15 protein-coding genes are annotated in these 15,645 nt (G+C 44.3%); 7 read left to right on the plus strand and 8 right to left on the minus strand.

What is annotated here, in order from left to right; all coding sequences use genetic code 11:
* Nucleotides 1-14: 14 nt before the first annotated feature.
* Complete coding sequence (torC, locus tag QMA41_RS16140) at nt 15-1,199, minus strand: pentaheme c-type cytochrome TorC (protein WP_006962865.1); 1,185 nt, start codon at nt 1,197-1,199, stop codon at nt 15-17.
* 50 nt (nt 1,200-1,249) lie between these two features.
* Nucleotides 1,250-1,429 (minus strand): trimethylamine N-oxide reductase system protein TorE, encoded by a 180-nt coding sequence (gene torE, locus QMA41_RS16145; protein WP_006962866.1) that lies wholly within the window; start codon nt 1,427-1,429, stop codon nt 1,250-1,252.
* Nucleotides 1,430-1,914: 485 nt separating this feature from the next.
* Between torE and QMA41_RS16150 the strand changes: the two genes are divergently transcribed.
* Nucleotides 1,915-2,712 (plus strand): ABC transporter permease, encoded by a 798-nt coding sequence (locus QMA41_RS16150; RefSeq protein ID WP_281630161.1) that lies wholly within the window; start codon nt 1,915-1,917, stop codon nt 2,710-2,712.
* Between the two features lie 215 nt (nt 2,713-2,927).
* The gene (locus tag QMA41_RS16155; RefSeq protein ID WP_019275766.1) at nt 2,928-3,068 is read left to right on the plus strand and encodes a hypothetical protein; all 141 of its coding nucleotides are present in this window, start codon (nt 2,928-2,930) and stop codon (nt 3,066-3,068) included.
* A gap of 58 nt (nt 3,069-3,126) precedes the next feature.
* On the opposite strand, the gene focA is transcribed toward QMA41_RS16155, so the two are convergent.
* On the minus strand, nt 3,127-3,969 hold the full coding sequence (focA, locus tag QMA41_RS16160; RefSeq protein ID WP_029236100.1) for a formate transporter FocA: 843 nt from the start codon (nt 3,967-3,969) through the stop codon (nt 3,127-3,129).
* A 457-nt stretch (nt 3,970-4,426) separates the two neighbouring features.
* On the opposite strand from focA, the gene QMA41_RS16165 reads away from it, so the two are divergent.
* Nucleotides 4,427-4,660 carry a TIGR02647 family protein gene (locus QMA41_RS16165; RefSeq protein WP_019275767.1) on the plus strand — a complete coding sequence of 78 codons (234 nt, stop codon included), beginning with the start codon at nt 4,427-4,429 and terminating at the stop codon, nt 4,658-4,660.
* On the opposite strand, the gene QMA41_RS16170 is transcribed toward QMA41_RS16165, so the two are convergent.
* Nucleotides 4,653-5,363 (minus strand): transporter substrate-binding domain-containing protein, encoded by a 711-nt coding sequence (locus tag QMA41_RS16170; RefSeq protein WP_242704121.1) that lies wholly within the window; start codon nt 5,361-5,363, stop codon nt 4,653-4,655. The genes QMA41_RS16165 and QMA41_RS16170 overlap by 8 nt on opposite strands.
* A 247-nt stretch (nt 5,364-5,610) precedes the next feature.
* On the opposite strand from QMA41_RS16170, the gene QMA41_RS16175 reads away from it, so the two are divergent.
* Together QMA41_RS16175 and QMA41_RS16180 are read left to right on the plus strand one after the other, a co-directional pair.
* Nucleotides 5,611-6,432, plus strand: a complete 822-nt coding sequence (locus QMA41_RS16175) for an NAD-dependent epimerase/dehydratase family protein (protein WP_281630162.1) — start codon at nt 5,611-5,613, stop codon at nt 6,430-6,432.
* A gap of 15 nt (nt 6,433-6,447) precedes the next feature.
* Nucleotides 6,448-7,080 carry a YdcF family protein gene (locus tag QMA41_RS16180; protein WP_281630163.1) on the plus strand — a complete coding sequence of 211 codons (633 nt, stop codon included), beginning with the start codon at nt 6,448-6,450 and terminating at the stop codon, nt 7,078-7,080.
* A gap of 52 nt (nt 7,081-7,132) precedes the next feature.
* Here QMA41_RS16180 and clpA read toward each other — a convergent pair whose 3' ends face one another.
* Both clpA and clpS read right to left on the minus strand, forming a co-directional pair.
* A complete protein-coding gene (gene clpA / locus QMA41_RS16185) occupies nt 7,133-9,406 on the minus strand; it encodes an ATP-dependent Clp protease ATP-binding subunit ClpA (RefSeq protein WP_171340633.1) in 2,274 nt (757 codons plus the stop codon).
* A 42-nt stretch (nt 9,407-9,448) separates the two neighbouring features.
* Nucleotides 9,449-9,769 carry an ATP-dependent Clp protease adapter ClpS gene (clpS, locus tag QMA41_RS16190; RefSeq protein WP_006962880.1) on the minus strand — a complete coding sequence of 107 codons (321 nt, stop codon included), beginning with the start codon at nt 9,767-9,769 and terminating at the stop codon, nt 9,449-9,451.
* Nucleotides 9,770-10,233: 464 nt separating this feature from the next.
* Here clpS and cspD point away from each other — a divergent pair, with 464 nt between their 5' ends.
* The gene (gene cspD / locus QMA41_RS16195; RefSeq protein ID WP_006962882.1) at nt 10,234-10,455 is read left to right on the plus strand and encodes a cold shock domain-containing protein CspD; all 222 of its coding nucleotides are present in this window, start codon (nt 10,234-10,236) and stop codon (nt 10,453-10,455) included.
* Between the two features lie 94 nt (nt 10,456-10,549).
* Here the strand turns inward: cspD and QMA41_RS16200 are convergent, their stop codons facing one another.
* Nucleotides 10,550-12,775, minus strand: a complete 2,226-nt coding sequence (locus tag QMA41_RS16200) for an NADP-dependent isocitrate dehydrogenase (protein WP_281630164.1) — start codon at nt 12,773-12,775, stop codon at nt 10,550-10,552.
* Between the two features lie 302 nt (nt 12,776-13,077).
* On the opposite strand from QMA41_RS16200, the gene QMA41_RS16205 reads away from it, so the two are divergent.
* Nucleotides 13,078-13,770, plus strand: coding sequence for a pseudouridine synthase (locus QMA41_RS16205; protein WP_281630165.1), 693 nt, complete (start codon nt 13,078-13,080; stop codon nt 13,768-13,770).
* Nucleotides 13,771-13,849: 79 nt separating this feature from the next.
* On the opposite strand, the gene aspS is transcribed toward QMA41_RS16205, so the two are convergent.
* Nucleotides 13,850-15,628 (minus strand): aspartate--tRNA ligase, encoded by a 1,779-nt coding sequence (aspS, locus tag QMA41_RS16210; protein ID WP_281630166.1) that lies wholly within the window; start codon nt 15,626-15,628, stop codon nt 13,850-13,852.
* Nucleotides 15,629-15,645: the final 17 nt, after the last annotated feature.

Raw genomic sequence — 15,645 nt, forward strand, 5'->3', positions numbered from 1 at the left:
CCATCCGACGCTTATTAGTGATGACCTTCAGCAAAATCTGAAGAGTGCTTCTGTAGGTACTTCAATACTAGGGCTTCGCTATCTGTGTCGAAGTTAACAAACGCCAACATACCGTTGAACATACCAGGCCAAGTGTTCGCATCGAAGTGCGCTTCATCAGGCTGTGTGTGACAAACTGAACAGTTGGTCTTGTACGCTTCGCTCGCTTTTTCCCAAATTGGAGTGACGTCGTTTAGCATTGCTTCTTTTTTCATCCAAACTGTAGCTGCGACTTTCTCCCACGGAAGACCAGTTAGCTCATCGACTTTTTTCTCGCCTTTTGTAACCACATCATCACTGGTTGCCGCTTCTTTAAGTAGTGAACCAACTGCGATGTTCATACCAAAGTCTTCCTGAATAACTCGACCAAAGCCTTTTGCTTTGCGCCAGCCATCAATTTCAACTTTCATCATTTCGCCCTTGTCTTCTAGAACTGTAACTGTCGATGCTGGGTTAAGCAGGCCCGCTTCTTCAGCACCCGTTTCATCAAAGTAGACAGGTAAATGGCGAACGCTCACCAAGGCGTTACCCACGGAATAATCTGTGCTGGAAGTCAGTTGCTCCAGTTCACCAACAATCCCACCAATACTGTCCATACCGGCCGGAAGTTTGTGGGCAATACCTTTGTGACAGTCAACACAACTCTGATCTTTTTCCGCCGCTTGCTTCATTTGGATGCGAGCCGTTGGGGACATTTGTTCGAAGTCCATTGACTCATAGTTGTGGCAGTTTTTGCACTCCAAGGATTTGTTTGCAGAGAAACGATCCCATTCGTGTTTAGCGAGTTCGATACGGCGCTCTTCAAATACACCTGGTTCGTCGTAGTTACCAAACACTTGGGCGAATACTTCTTTAGAGGCTTGCATCTTACGAGCAATTTTATCAGTCCAGTTATGAGGAACGTGACAGTCAGGACAAGTAGCGCGAACACCAGAATGGTTTTTCCAGTGAACAGTTTCCTGAAGTTCAACGTATACGTTGTCACGCATGGTATGACAGCTGATACAGAATTCTTCGGTGTTCGTTGCTTCTAGTGCTGTGTTGAAACCACCCCAGAAGATGACACCTGCGATAAAACCGCCCATAGTCAGCACGCCAAGGCTGATATGTACTGCTGGGCGCGTCATGGTACGCCACAGTTTAACGATAAATGATTTCATGGTTTGCTCTCTTAAAATCTTTTCAAAAATGTGGAAATGAGCTCACTGGCTTACATGCCATGGGCGCCAGGTGGTCCAAAGAAGAATACTTGCAGCATCCAAACAATGAATCCGTAGCCGCCTACGAAAGCCACACTTAGAACCGGGAAGAGAACAACCGCGATGAAGAGAAAAGACTTCCACTCCAGCGAGCGTTTTTCACCACTCTCAATTTTGTTAACATCACTCATACATTTGCCTATTTTGTATTTAGTGTTATTGGATAGCTCTTGTAACCGAGCTAACGTTTTTTACAATCTCTAGATAAAAATGTTAGACCATACTAATCGTAGGGTTCAATTAAATCCGCCCCACCACACCTTGTTATTCAACACTTTTTTGAGCTCATCCAGAGATGTGTTTGATTAATAATTCATATATCAACATGCATAAGTTTATGAAGATTTATTAACAGACATACATTGTTAAAAAAACAACCAACAAACAACAAATAAGCAACATTTTACGAGTGTTTTTAAGGGTGTAGCACGTTATCCACACCAGAAAAGAACACCTAAATGTTAATAATTTGTATCTAGTAATGTATAAAATTCAGGCAACTTAAACATGTAAAAGTCGAATGTACTAGAACTGAATCGGGCACTTTTTCGTGGAATTCGACCCTTACTAAAGTTTTTAGGTATACAATGCGCATTGAAATTTTAGGGGAGAAATCATGAGCAGCGTTGTAGATATTTCTTGGCCACTGCTGGCATTATTTTTTTGTACTCTGACGATCCCAGTACTCATCAGTCGCTATTACCGGCTTAATATCGAAAGAGAAGCGCTCATTAGCGTCGCTAGAATGACCATACAGCTATTGTTGGTCGGTGTTTACCTTCAGTACTTGTTCACTATAAACAGCCTGCTTGTAAACGTTTTGTGGTTGCTGGTCATGACTTTAATTGGTGCGAGCTCCATCATCAGCAAGGCTAAGTTGCCTAGGAAGCCTTTAATGTACCCTGTTACCGCTGGTTTACTCGTCGGCCTTTTACCCATTCTGATACTCATCTGTGTCGTGATCGTTCAGCCACAACCGCTCTTTAATGCACAGTATCTGATCCCCTTGGCGGGAATGCTTCTGGGAAATTCACTAAGCGGCAATATCGTCGCATTACAGAATATGTTTACCTCAATCGATACTCGTCGCAGTGAATATGAGGCTGCGCTTGCCTTAGGCGCTTCTCCTCATTTCGCCACATTGCCCTTTGTAAGAGAGTCGATTAAAAAGTCCCTAGCTCCCACTTTGGCCTCAATGACCACTAGCGGCCTAGTTACATTGCCAGGAATGATGACAGGCCAGATTTTAGGAGGAGCAAGCCCACTTATCGCGATCAAGTATCAGTTAATGATCATGGTCGCGATCTTTGTCATGCTGTCTGTCTCCATCAGTTTGACCCTCAGCTTATCTGTTCGAAGCTGCATTAATAAAGAAGGAAGAGTCTTAGTGGGTCTTAATAACACACCGTCATGACAATAAGGATCCACGAGTAGAAAAGATCTTATCCACAGAATCTGTGGATAACCATGTCATACTACTCAGGATAACTTCGATTCTTCCTCTCAAACGTATTCTAGTCAGTAAAAATTGTTAGTATTCATATGCATATGAATTAGCTCAAACGACGTCATAAAACCGTCAAATCCCGAGATTATGCTTTAGACAATTGATCTTGTGAGGTTAAAAACATGCAACTTGACGCTTTCTATCGCCCTAACGACGTAGTCCAACTGGAAAACGAAGATAGTCGTGACTGGTTAGTCTCTCTACCAGAAGAAATATTGGAAATGGATGACATCATTGAAGAGCCGTGGGGGCAACTTCATTGAGATCCGCAAGATCAAAAAAGGCTCGTTCTTCAACGAGCCTTTATTCATTCAATTCGGGTTAGTCTCTCAGATAAATCATCCAATACCACATCCCAACAAAGACACCACCACCAATGATGTTACCGAGAGTCACAGGTATAAGGTTGTTGGTGATAAAGTTGAGCAAATTCAAATCCGCGTAATCAGCAATATTCGCTCCCGTCATCTGCCAAAACTCAGCAGGTGCAAAAAACTTGATACCAATAGCCATCGGCACCTGAAACATATTTGCGATGCAATGCTCAAAACCAGCAGAGACGAACATCGCCACAGGTAAAATCATCACAGCAATTTTATCTGTCAGTGTACGCCCACTAAATGTCATCCAAACCGCGATGCAGACTAAAACATTACACATAATGCCCAGCGCGACCGCAGAAACAAAACTGTGATGCAGTTTATGCTGAGAGATAGCCATAGCGTTGAGGCCAACTTGGCCGCCATCGAACATATACTGCTTGGTTAGCAACATACACACCACTAGCAATAACGCACCGATGAGGTTTCCACTGTACACAACAGCCCAGTTTTTCATCAGCATTTTCCACGTAATCTTACCACTCGCACGGGCAACCAAGGTGAGAACTGAACTGGTAAACAACTCGCCACCGGTAACGACAACGAGTATCAAACCTAAACTGAATGCTAATCCACCTAACAAGCGAGTAAGGCCCCAAGGTAAGTCCCCGGCCCCAGTCGTGACTATTGTGTAGAAGACAAACGCAATACCGATATGAATACCAGCCGAAATGGCCAGAAGAAACGACTTCATCGGGTCTTTCGTCACTTTACCTACACCGATTTCAGCGGCACGTTCCGCCATCTGTGGCGGCAATAGAGAATCAAACTGGTTTAAGTTCATCATGGTAAAACATTTAAATTAATGTGGATTTGTGGGCGCGGATAATTACTCTTATTGTGCTCAATTTCAAGCCTTAATTCCCTGCGCGCAACGAAGTGGCTTTAAAACAATAAAAACTTCGAGTGTTTGTCAGGTTTAGAATAATAAAAGAAGGTAAAATAAGAACCTTTAAAATGAGTAATATTACATTAAATCAATTGATTAGAATTCATTTGAAGTCAGTAATATTTTCATCAAAGGCATTTAGTCAATTTCTTCATATCAACCTTCACCGTTATGAAATTTAAGCATTAAGAAAAACACCTTAAACACAGTTAAACAGTTGGTCAATAACTAATCGAATCAACGTCTATTTTTATGCAAATTAAGGGGTAGATAACATTTCTCTTTGCCCATAATTGATGAATACCAATACGAGGATTATGGTTGTTTTAATACTTTCTCTAAGGAATTCATTATGAAATATACCGCTGATAAGATCGCCGAATTAAACCTGTTACTTCAATTCGACATTAGCAGCGCCGCTACTGGCATTAAAGTTCATCATGATGCATCAGAAGATATGCAATCGGCGGTTCAACGACTATTTGATAAAGGCCTATGTACTCTCCCTGACGGCGGTTACCTCACTGACGAGGGCATCGAAGTTGCCGAACATGCAGACAAAATTTTACGCGTTTTATCTAGTTAGATTTGTCTATCGTAGGAACACTGCTTAAGGCGTTCTTGTTGTCAGTCGGTTGCTTTAACCGACTGACGATTGAGTCTATATCTATTTTTTCCAATCCTTGATTAAATATTTCTCTTATCGCTTTACCTTCCGGCTGATTTTTAAACGCCATATAAAGCTGCTTATTCTCAAGCAATCTAGCATTCATTCTCAAACGTTTCCTCAACAGCCCCTCTCGCACATCAACACTGATAAGATATTCTAGGACATTTGGGTCAATCACGGCCGCATCCAGTCTTCCTTTGGCCACTTTATGAATGTTTCTGGTGTCATTAGCTGATGCCTCAACTTGCAGGTGACCTTCTGCCACCATTTGGTCAAACTCTTTGGTATTGACATAACCTTGTACAACACCAATGCGAAGGAATCTGAGATCAGAGAGACTTTCCCACTCAATCGGAAAGCGGGTATTTTCGACAAAGCCCAATGGGCCACTGCCTATAGAGTCAGAGAAAATAAAATCAGAGGTTTCAAAAAAATATTCGGGGAAATAGCCCATGTATCTGTCAGATTTAGTAGCTAATGCCACAGCTCTCACCCAAGGTTGAAAGTCTACCACCAGCTCATATCCCATTGCTGCAAAAGCCTCGCGAGCAACGGCAACAGAGTAACCATTTTCAGGCAAGTCTGCGCCTGAATAAGGTGGCCACTCTAGAGATGTCATATAAACTTTTTGTTCGGCCGCTACACTTGAGCAAAACAAGGTGGCCCATAACAAACACCACTTCATGTACTTACCTAAAAAGTCGAGTGGCAAAACGCACCCAATACTTAATAATAGACTCAATAATAAGAGATTGGGTTTGTTGGTGAAGCGAAGCAAAGGCTATGAAACCATCAAACTAACTGTTGATTATTCTCAGCGTCTTTAAGATAGTTAAATGGAAAATCACTTTGGACAAGGACTTAGTGTGAAAAACATATTGATCATTGGTGGCGGATGGCTAGGTAAGCCTCTCGCCCATTACCTAGAAACCATAGGGCACAAAGTGTATGTGAGCCGCACCACTGATGATGGTGTAAAAGAGCTGGAAGCTCAGCATCTCGCAGGGCTAAAAATCGACTTACAGACTAATCCGGATATTGTCGCTCAAGCCATTAGTAACACTAAAGCGGACATTGTGATTGGCTGTTTCCCTCCCGGTTTTAGAAAAGGGATAGGACAACAGTACGCTCAACACTGGAATATGCTCTGCCAGGCTTGCCTGGTTGCTCAGGTTAAGAAAGTCATCATGGTCAGCTCGACCACCGTATACCCCAACCTAGCTGACGCCTTAGATGAAGATGCTGCCTCTCTCAATAAAGCGCACAACAGCAACTTATTCTCGGAAAAAGCAGCTACGATGCTACAAGCAGAGCAGTATGTAATTGATTCAGGGCTTGATTACGGAGTTGTGCGCTGTAGTGGACTCGTTGGACCTGATCGTCACCCTTCTCGCTTTGTCGATAAATTGAAACAAGTCAGTGAACTTGCACCAGCCAATATGCTACATCTGACCGATGCAATAGGTGCAACAAGCTTCGTTGCACTCAACTGCAAGAACGTTGTAATCAATGCGACGACACCCAACACAGTTAGCAAGGCAGAGTTTTATCAAGCAGCGCTCAACAGTGTCGGCTCTGATGTCCGCCTACCACCTGTTGTACAACAAGCAGACAAACGAATTCTAGCGGATCGCTTGCAAAAATTGGGCTATCGCTTTCATTACCAGCACACTTTAGAACTTGTATAGCACTGGGAATCCGATATGAGCACCAAGCTTTTCCAACACATAGAAAACCTGTGGGATTACATGCAACTCGCTCAGCCATTACATAAAGCTGACTGCCTATTTGTACTTGGTAGCAACGACGTTAGGGTTGCAGAGCATGCAGCAAAACTTTATCACGATGGTTGGGCAAATAAGATTGTATTTTCTGGGGGCGTTGGACGACTAACAGACGGTATTTTTGATCAAACCGAGGCACATACTTTTGCTGCTATAGCTAGAGATCTCGGGGTACCCTCAATTGATATCATCCTCGAAGATCAAGCGACCAATACCGGTGAAAATATACAGTTAACGGCCAAACTTCTCACCGAACTTTGCTACGATTTTCGCTCATTCATATTGGTCCAAAAGCCCTATATGGAGAGGCGAGCTTACGCTACTTTCATGAAACAATGGCCAACTGAAGTCAACCATGTCTGCGTGACATCCCCTAAAACCGCTTTTATTGATTACTTTAGCGAAGAGATATCTCTTGATGTTACCGTTGAAGCTATGTTGGGTGACTTTGAGCGAATAAAAGAATACCCCAAAAAAGGGTTCCAGATAGAACAGGAAATACCGCTACACATTGAGACGTCCTATCTCGCATTAAGATCCGTTTTCAATTGACACAAAAAAGCCAGAGCTTCACACGCTCTGGCTTTTTCATTCAACACACGACTTAGTGTACAGCCGCCTCTTTTTCACTTAAGTACTTAAACTTAAGCTCATCTTTCTTAAGATTGACTTTCACGGTGCCGCCGTCAACCAACGTACCGAACAGCAGCTCATTGGCAAGAGGTTTCTTAAGCTGTTCTTGAATAACACGTCCCATTGGACGCGCACCCATCGCCTTGTCGTAACCTTTTATTGCTAACCAATGGCGAGCATCATCCGATACTTCCAGTGATACACCACGCGCATCCAGTTGCGCCTGAAGTTCGACAATAAACTTATCAACCACCTGATGGATAACATGTTCATCAAGGCTGTTAAACCAGATGATGTTGTCCAGACGGTTACGGAACTCAGGCGTGAACACCTTCTTGATCTCTGATATCGCATCGTGGCTGTGATCCTGCTGGATCAGGCCGATGGATTTCTTCACCGTTTCCTGAACGCCTGCGTTGGTTGTCATTACAAGAATGACGTTACGGAAGTCCGCTTTACGACCGTTATTATCCGTCAAGGTACCATTATCCATAACCTGAAGAAGCAGGTTAAAGATATCTGGGTGAGCTTTCTCAATTTCATCCAGAAGTACAACAGAGTGTGGGTGTTTGATTACCGCATCGGTTAACAAGCCGCCTTGATCGTAACCAACATACCCCGGTGGCGCACCAATCAAACGGCTCACAGAGTGACGTTCACCGTATTCAGACATATCGAAACGAAGTAGCTCAATGCCCATCAATTTAGACAGCTGAACCGTGACTTCCGTTTTACCCACCCCAGTAGGGCCAGCAAACAAGAATGACCCCACAGGTTTGTTATCGGCACCAAGACCAGCACGTGTCAGCTTGATGGCTTCGCTCAGAACGTCAATGGCATCATCCTGACCAAATACCAGCATTTTCATCTTCTCATCCAAATTCTGAAGAATCTCTTTATCGGAAGAAGACACAGACTTTTCAGGAATACGAGCCATTTTCGCTACCATCGCCTCAATATCGGCCACACCAACGGTTTTCTTACGACGGCTCGCAGGCGCTAGGCGATGGCGAGCACCAGCCTCATCAATTACGTCAATCGCTTTATCTGGCAAGTGGCGCTCGTTGATGTATTTCGCCGAAAGTTCTACCGCAGCACGCAGTGCTTTATTGGTGTAACGCACTTCATGGTGAGCTTCATACTTAGGCTTGAGGCCCATCAGGATTTTCGTTGTGTCATCAAGCGATGGTTCAACAATATCAATCTTCTGGAAACGGCGAGACAGAGCACGTTCTTTTTCAAAGATATTGCTGTATTCCTGATAGGTGGTTGAGCCAATACAACGTAATTTACCACTACTTAGCAGAGGCTTAATCAGGTTAGCCGCGTCAACTTGACCACCAGATGCTGCACCAGCACCAATAATGGTATGGATCTCATCAATGAAAAGAATCGCGTCATCTTCTTTCTCTAGTTGCTTAAGAATGGCTTTGAAACGTTTTTCAAAATCACCACGATACTTGGTGCCAGCCAGTAGCGAACCGATATCCAGAGAATAAATTACACTATTCTTAATAATTTCAGGAACTTGTCCTTCAACAATTCTCCACGCCAAACCTTCAGCAATGGCTGTCTTACCAACGCCCGCTTCACCCACTAGAAGTGGATTGTTTTTGCGGCGGCGACACAATACTTGAATAGTTCTTTCTAGCTCTTTGTCGCGACCGATCAGTGGATCAATCTGGCCTTGCTTAGCAAGCTGGTTCAAGTTGGAAGCAAAACTCTCTAGGCGCTCTTCCGAACCTGCTTCTTCAGTACTGTCACTGCTACTGAAAGAGTCAGATGAAGAAGAGTCATCACCTGAGCTTGATGCTTTGGTAATACCATGTGAAATAAAGTTAACGATATCCAGACGGCTAATATCATTCTTCTTCAGAAGATAAGCCGCATGAGACTCTTGTTCACTAAAGATAGCGACCAAAACATTGGCGCCTGTTACTTCACTGCGTCCTGAAGACTGCACGTGGAACACCGCGCGCTGCAGGACACGTTGAAAACTTAATGTAGGTTGGGTTTCGCGAGTTTCATCATTTTCAGGGATAAGAGGAGTTGTCTGATCAATGAAGATATCTAACTCGCTTCTTAATGCATCGATATCTGCCTGACAGGCAAGAAGGGCTTCCCTTGCAGCATCGTTTTCCAACAATGCTAGCAGGAGGTGCTCGACAGTCATGAACTCATGTCGTTTGTCTCTAGCGCGGGAGAATGCGCCGTTTAGACTCGACTCTAACTCTTTATTCAGCATAAGTACCTCCTTTGGCAGCAACTTGGGTTGCTTGATTCAGCTTTACGCTTGCTCCATTGTACAAAGCAAAGGATGCTCGTTTTCTTGAGAATACATAGTGACTTGCGCTACTTTGGTTTCCGCGACTTCGGCAGTGAACGTGCCACATATCGCTTTGCCTTCGTAATGCACTTTGAGCATCACTTGTGTTGCCTTGTCTATATCCATAGAGAAAAAACGCTCTAGGATTTCAATCACAAAGTCCATTGGTGTGTAATCATCGTTATTCAAAACAACGTTATACATGGACGGCGGCTTTACTTTTGTTTTTTCTAGCTCCAGTAAATCAGAGTCTGGAGTGACCCATTCAAATTGCTTGCTCATGACTAATCGTGTTTAGAAAGTTGCTTAAGATAATTTTACCACTTCACTGTGCGGAAGTTATCGATTTAGCTCTTATAAGTAAGAACAAATTGAGCCAAGCAAATTTGTGCCCTTACTTAGAGACTAATGCAGCAATTGTATCGCTGCAAATAAAAGATTTCTATCAAACAGCATTCTCTATCTAATTGATTAAAAAGACACCAAAAACCATTCAGGACATAAATACAACAGACCGGATTACGCTGAAATTCGTTGCAAAAATGTAAATCTTAAAAGTGATTTGTTTGCAAATATGTTGAGTGTGATACGTTTTTCCTATTGACTGAACTCAATCATTGGCTACATTGGTCAAATAGTGACTCAAAATTTGGCAGCGGCTGAATGGATATTCACTTTTTGTTTACACACGGAATCATCGTGTAATCACACAACTTCAGTAACAATATGCATGAGGGATGTATAGCATGGCTACAGGTACAGTAAAATGGTTTAACAACGCCAAAGGATTTGGTTTTATCTGTCCGGAGGGTGAAGACGGTGATGTCTTCGCGCACTACTCCACAATCAAAATGGATGGGTATCGTACTCTGAAAGCAGGCCAACAAGTCACATTTGAAGTGGAAGAAGGTCCTAAAGGGTATCACGCAAGTTCTGTGGTACCAGTAGAAGCTCAAGCCATTAAATAATACGCTGCCAAACAACGTTCGACACCTAAAGTGTCGTAATAGAGAAATAAAAAAACCCGCCACTTGGCGGGTTTTTCAATTTCAAAATGACTAATTAGTCATTGATGATCGCGTTTAATGTTGCGCTTGGACGCATCAGCGGTGCAGCTTTGTCAAACTCAGGTGCGTAGTAACCACCTAGTTCACCTGCCACGCCCTGCGCGCCGTTAAGCTCAGCAACGATCGCGTCTTCTTTTGAAGATAGTGCTTCAGCAACAGGAGCAAACTCTGCAGCAAGGTCTGCATCAGTAGTTTGAGCTGCTAGCGCTTGCGCCCAGTAGGTTGCTAGGTAGTAATGGCTACCACGGTTGTCCAACTCGCCGACTTTACGCGAAGGTGACTTGTTGTTATCCAAGAATTCACCGGTTGCTTTGTCTAGTGCATCAGCCAGTACCTGAGCTTTAGCATTGCCAGTCACTGTACTTAGGTGCTCTAGAGACGCCGCTAGTGCAAGGAATTCACCAAGAGAATCCCAACGTAGGTGGTTTTCTTTCTCAACCTGTTGAACGTGCTTAGGTGCCGAACCACCCGCTCCAGTTTCAAACAGACCACCGCCATTCATTAGTGGCACAATTGAAAGCATTTTAGCTGACGTACCAAGCTCTAGAATCGGGAACAAGTCCGTTAGGTAATCACGCAGTACGTTACCTGTTACAGAAATAGTATCCTGACCTTCTTTGATGCGCTCTAGCGAGAACTTACATGCATCCAGTGGTGCTAGGATCTTGATTTCTAGACCTGCTGTATCGTGGTTAGGTAGGTAAGCATTCACCTTCTTGATCAGCTGAGCGTCGTGTGCACGATTCTCATCTAACCAGAACACCGCTGGTACACCTGTTGCGCGAGCACGTGTTACCGCCAGTTTCACCCAGTCTTGAATCGGAGCGTCTTTCACCTGGCACATACGGAAGATATCGCCTTCCTCAACCGCTTGCTCTAGTAGCACTGCACCAGCAGCGTCAACAACACGGATTGTGCCCGCTTGGTCAAGAATGAACGTTTTATCGTGAGAACCGTACTCTTCCGCTTTCTGAGCCATTAGGCCTACGTTTGGCACACTACCCATTGTCGTTGGGTCAAACGCACCGTTTTCTTTACAGAAATCGATAACCGCTTGATAGATGCTTGCGTAGCTACGATCAGGAATCATCGCTTTGGTGTCTTTCTGCTTACCATCTGGGCCCCACATTTGGCCAGAAGAACGCAGCATTGCAGGCATAGAAGCATCAACGATGATGTCACTTGGCACGTGAAGGTTAGTGATACCACGATCTGAATCAACCATAGCTAGCGGTGGTTGAGTTTCGTAAACAGCTTGCAGCGCAGCTTCGATTTCTTCTTTTTGAGCAGCTGGTAGAGAGGCAATCTTAGCGTAAACATCGCCAATGCCGTTGTTCACATCTACGCCTAGCTGATCAAATACGTCACCGTACTTAGCGAACACATCTTTATAGTAAACTTTAACCGCGTGACCGAAGATCACTGGGTCAGACACTTTCATCATGGTCGCTTTCATGTGAAGCGATAGAAGAACATCTTGCTGTTTCGCATCAGCAATTTCTTTTTCAAAGAACTCTACTAATGCTTTTTTGTTCATTACTGAACAATCAATGATCTCTTGGTCTTGAAGAGCGAATGGTGCTTTAAGCTCTTTAACTGTACCGTCAGCCGCAGTGAATTCGATCTTAACCTCGGTCGCACCTTCTACAGTGTGAGACTTTTCGCTACCAAAGAAATCGTTACCAGACATGCTTGATACATGGGACTTAGAATCTTTTGACCATGCACCCATTGAATGAGGGTTTTTCTTCGCGTAGTTCTTAACCGACAGTGGCGCACGACGGTCTGAATTACCTTCACGTAGTACAGGGTTTACTGCGCTACCTTTGATTTTGTCGTAAGTCGCTTTAATAGCTTCTTCTTCATATGTGCTTGGCTCTTCAGGGTAGTTAGGCAGATTATAGCCCTTGTCCTGAAGTTCTTTGATTGCAGCTTTAAGCTGTGGGATAGAAGCAGAAATGTTTGGAAGTTTGATGATGTTAGCTTCAGGTGTTTTTGCTAGCTCACCTAGCTCAGCCAGTGCGTCACCAATGCGTTGTTCTTCAGTCAAATGCTCTGGGAAGTTTGCAATAATACGCCCAGCTAGAGAGATATCACGAGTATCAACATCAATACCAGATGAAGCCGTGAAAGACTGAATGATTGGTAGCAGTGAATACGTTGCTAGTGCAGGAGCTTCATCAGTGATGGTGTAAATAATTGTAGGTTTTTCTGTAGGCATGAAATTTCCCTATTGTTCTTACAAAGTCCGTCGGATGAACGGCTTTGGGTTGTGTGTCCGCCAACAAGTTGAATTGTCATCCCCTCACTTGTTTGCGATTTATTGTCTCTTTTGTTTTTTCCTTACGTTTGCTTAAGCGTAAGATCCGTGAGAACTGTACTTTTATAATTAAACAAAATCGGAAGAATAGTCTATTATCTTGTGCACCAATCCTGTTTTCGGGCGCGCACATCATAGCCTAAAATGGATGGTTTTGAAAATTTTCGCCCACACTTCGTTTACATTTTTGCAAGGTAGTTAACATGTCACCACGCTCACGCCGTGAGTCCTCCACGCCTTCCTCTCGTTCGCGTAAACCCGGTTTTAAACACCCGACTTCGACCAATAAAACCAAGCACCATTCGTCAAAGAACCGTAAAAAACCGGCGAGTACTAAGCCTAAAGTAGCTCCTGAAGATCGCAAGGTGATCGTGTTTAATAAACCATTTGATACTTTGAGCCAATTTACTGATGGTGAAGGCCGAAAAACACTCGCTGACTTTATCCCAGTAAAAGATGTCTATGCCGCTGGACGCTTGGACAGAGATAGCGAAGGCCTAATGGTACTGACTAATGATGGCATACTGCAGGCAAAGCTGACTCAACCAAAATCTAAGTCACCGAAAACGTATTGGGTGCAAGTTGACGGCGCACCGTCAGAGTCTGATCTCGATAAATTAAGGGAAGGGGTTGAGCTTAAAGATGGCATGACTCTACCCGCAAAAGTTGAAGTGATGGCAGAGCCCAGTGTATGGGAACGCACCCCTCCCGTTCGCTTTAGAGCTAACATTCCGACTACTTGGCTGGCAATCACCATTATCGAAGGAAGAAACCGTCAGGTTCGCCGCATGACGGCCAATATTGGCTTTCCAACTCTACGTCTAATTCGATATTCAATGGGCGATATTAAGCTAGGTGAATTACAGCCAGGTGAATGGAAAGAAATCCTGATCTAATTACAGACACGATTACTCCGCACATACAAAAACGGCGCTTCAATTGAAGCGCCGTTTATATTCACTATCAGCGAAAAGCTTATTCTGCGTCTTTCTCTTTTGCAGCCGTTACTGCAATCGCAAGCTCTTCAAGTGCTGCTGAGTTTGCAACACTTGGTGCATCGGTAAGTAGACACGCCGCCGCTGTTGTTTTAGGGAACGCGATAACGTCACGGATGTTCTCCGTACCACATAGCAGCATAACCAGACGGTCTAGGCCGAATGCAAGACCTGCATGTGGAGGCGTACCAAATTTCAAAGCGTCAAGTAGGAAGCCAAACTTAAGCTGCTGTTCTTCTGCATCGATACCTAGAATATCAAACACCGCTGCCTGCATTTCTGCGTTGTGAATACGAACAGAGCCACCACCAACTTCGTAGCCGTTGATAACCATATCGTAAGCATTTGAGTTCGCTGCTGCTGGGTTTGCTTTCAATTCTTCAGCATTCACACCTAATGGAGAAGTGAATGGGTGGTGCATTGCGTGCAGGTTGCCTTCGTCGTCTTCTTCGAACATTGGGAAGTCAACAACCCATAGCGGTGCCCATGCGTTTTCGTCTGTTAGCTCTAGATCTTTACCCAGTTTCAGACGTAGCGCACCCATTGCTTCTGCAACTGTGTTCGCTTTATCTGCGCCGAATAGAATGATGTCGCCTGACTCAGCTTGAGTGCGATCCAGAATGCCGTTGATCACATCTTCATTTAGGAACTTAGCTACTGGAGACTGGATACCTTCCATGCCTGCTGCACGGTCGTTAACCTTCATCCATGCAAGACCTTTCGCACCGTAGATGCCAACGAACTCACCGTAACCATCAATCTGCTTACGAGTCAGAGAAGCACCACCCGGTACGCGAATTACTGCAACTCGACCTTTCTCATCGTTTGCAGGGCCGGAGAAGACTTTGAACTCAACGTCTTTCACTAGGTCAGCAACGTCGACTAGCTCTAGTGGGTTACGTAGATCTGGTTTATCGCTACCGAAACGACGAATCGCTTCAGAGAAAGGCATCACCGGGAATTGTCCTAGGTCTACGTTTAGTAGCTCTTGCCACATATCGCGAACCATTTTTTCAGTGGTTGCACGAACTTCATCAGCCGTCATGAAAGACGTTTCGATATCGATCTGAGTGAATTCTGGTTGACGGTCAGCACGTAAGTCTTCATCACGGAAACACTTAACGATTTGGTAGTAACGGTCAAAACCAGACATCATTAGCAGCTGTTTGAATAGCTGTGGAGACTGAGGTAGCGCGTAGAACGAACCTTTGTGAACGCGGCTTGGTACTAAGTAGTCACGTGCGCCTTCAGGGGTCGCTTTAGTTAGTACTGGAGTTTCAATGTCTAAGAAACCATTGTCATCTAGGAAACGACGAACAAAGCTAGAAGCTTTAGCACGTAGCTTAATGCGGTCGCTCATTTCAGGGCGACGAAGATCTAGATAACGGTACTTTAGACGCTGCTCTTCCGAGTTCTTCTGGTTGAAGTCTAGTGGCAGAACGTCCGCACGGTTGATGATTTCAAGACCTTTCGCGATGATCTCAACTTCACCCGTTGCCATATCTTTGTTTACTTGGCTATCTGGGCGAACACGAACTTCACCAGTTAGCTTGATACAGAATTCATTACGAAGTGTGTTAGCTACTTCATACGCATCTGCCATATCTGGATCAACAACTACCTGAACGACGCCTTCACGATCTCGCATATCGATAAAAATAAGACCGCCTAAATCACGACGACGATTAACCCAGCCGCAAAGTTCTACAGTTTGTCCTGCAAGGGACTTGTTCAGGTGACCACAGTAATGGGTACGCATAATGAATTTCCCAATCT

This window comes from Vibrio sp. St2 (genome assembly GCF_947311885.1).
GTDB lineage: Bacteria > Pseudomonadota > Gammaproteobacteria > Enterobacterales > Vibrionaceae > Vibrio > Vibrio coralliilyticus.

Coding starts and splice junctions, on each gene's coding strand:
- torC (WP_006962865.1), bottom strand. CDS start 1,199: ATGAAATCATTTATCGTTAAACTGTGGCGTACCATGACGCGCCCAGCA.
- QMA41_RS16165 (WP_019275767.1), top strand. CDS start 4,427: ATGAAATATACCGCTGATAAGATCGCCGAATTAAACCTGTTACTTCAA.
- QMA41_RS16200 (WP_281630164.1), bottom strand. CDS start 12,775: ATGCCTACAGAAAAACCTACAATTATTTACACCATCACTGATGAAGCT.
- focA (WP_029236100.1), bottom strand. CDS start 3,969: ATGAACTTAAACCAGTTTGATTCTCTATTGCCGCCACAGATGGCGGAA.
- clpA (WP_171340633.1), bottom strand. CDS start 9,406: ATGCTGAATAAAGAGTTAGAGTCGAGTCTAAACGGCGCATTCTCCCGC.
- clpS (WP_006962880.1), bottom strand. CDS start 9,769: ATGAGCAAGCAATTTGAATGGGTCACTCCAGACTCTGATTTACTGGAG.
- QMA41_RS16205 (WP_281630165.1), top strand. CDS start 13,078: ATGTCACCACGCTCACGCCGTGAGTCCTCCACGCCTTCCTCTCGTTCG.
- cspD (WP_006962882.1), top strand. CDS start 10,234: ATGGCTACAGGTACAGTAAAATGGTTTAACAACGCCAAAGGATTTGGT.
- QMA41_RS16155 (WP_019275766.1), top strand. CDS start 2,928: ATGCAACTTGACGCTTTCTATCGCCCTAACGACGTAGTCCAACTGGAA.
- torE (WP_006962866.1), bottom strand. CDS start 1,429: ATGAGTGATGTTAACAAAATTGAGAGTGGTGAAAAACGCTCGCTGGAG.
- QMA41_RS16180 (WP_281630163.1), top strand. CDS start 6,448: ATGAGCACCAAGCTTTTCCAACACATAGAAAACCTGTGGGATTACATG.
- QMA41_RS16150 (WP_281630161.1), top strand. CDS start 1,915: ATGAGCAGCGTTGTAGATATTTCTTGGCCACTGCTGGCATTATTTTTT.
- aspS (WP_281630166.1), bottom strand. CDS start 15,628: ATGCGTACCCATTACTGTGGTCACCTGAACAAGTCCCTTGCAGGACAA.
- QMA41_RS16170 (WP_242704121.1), bottom strand. CDS start 5,363: ATGACATCTCTAGAGTGGCCACCTTATTCAGGCGCAGACTTGCCTGAA.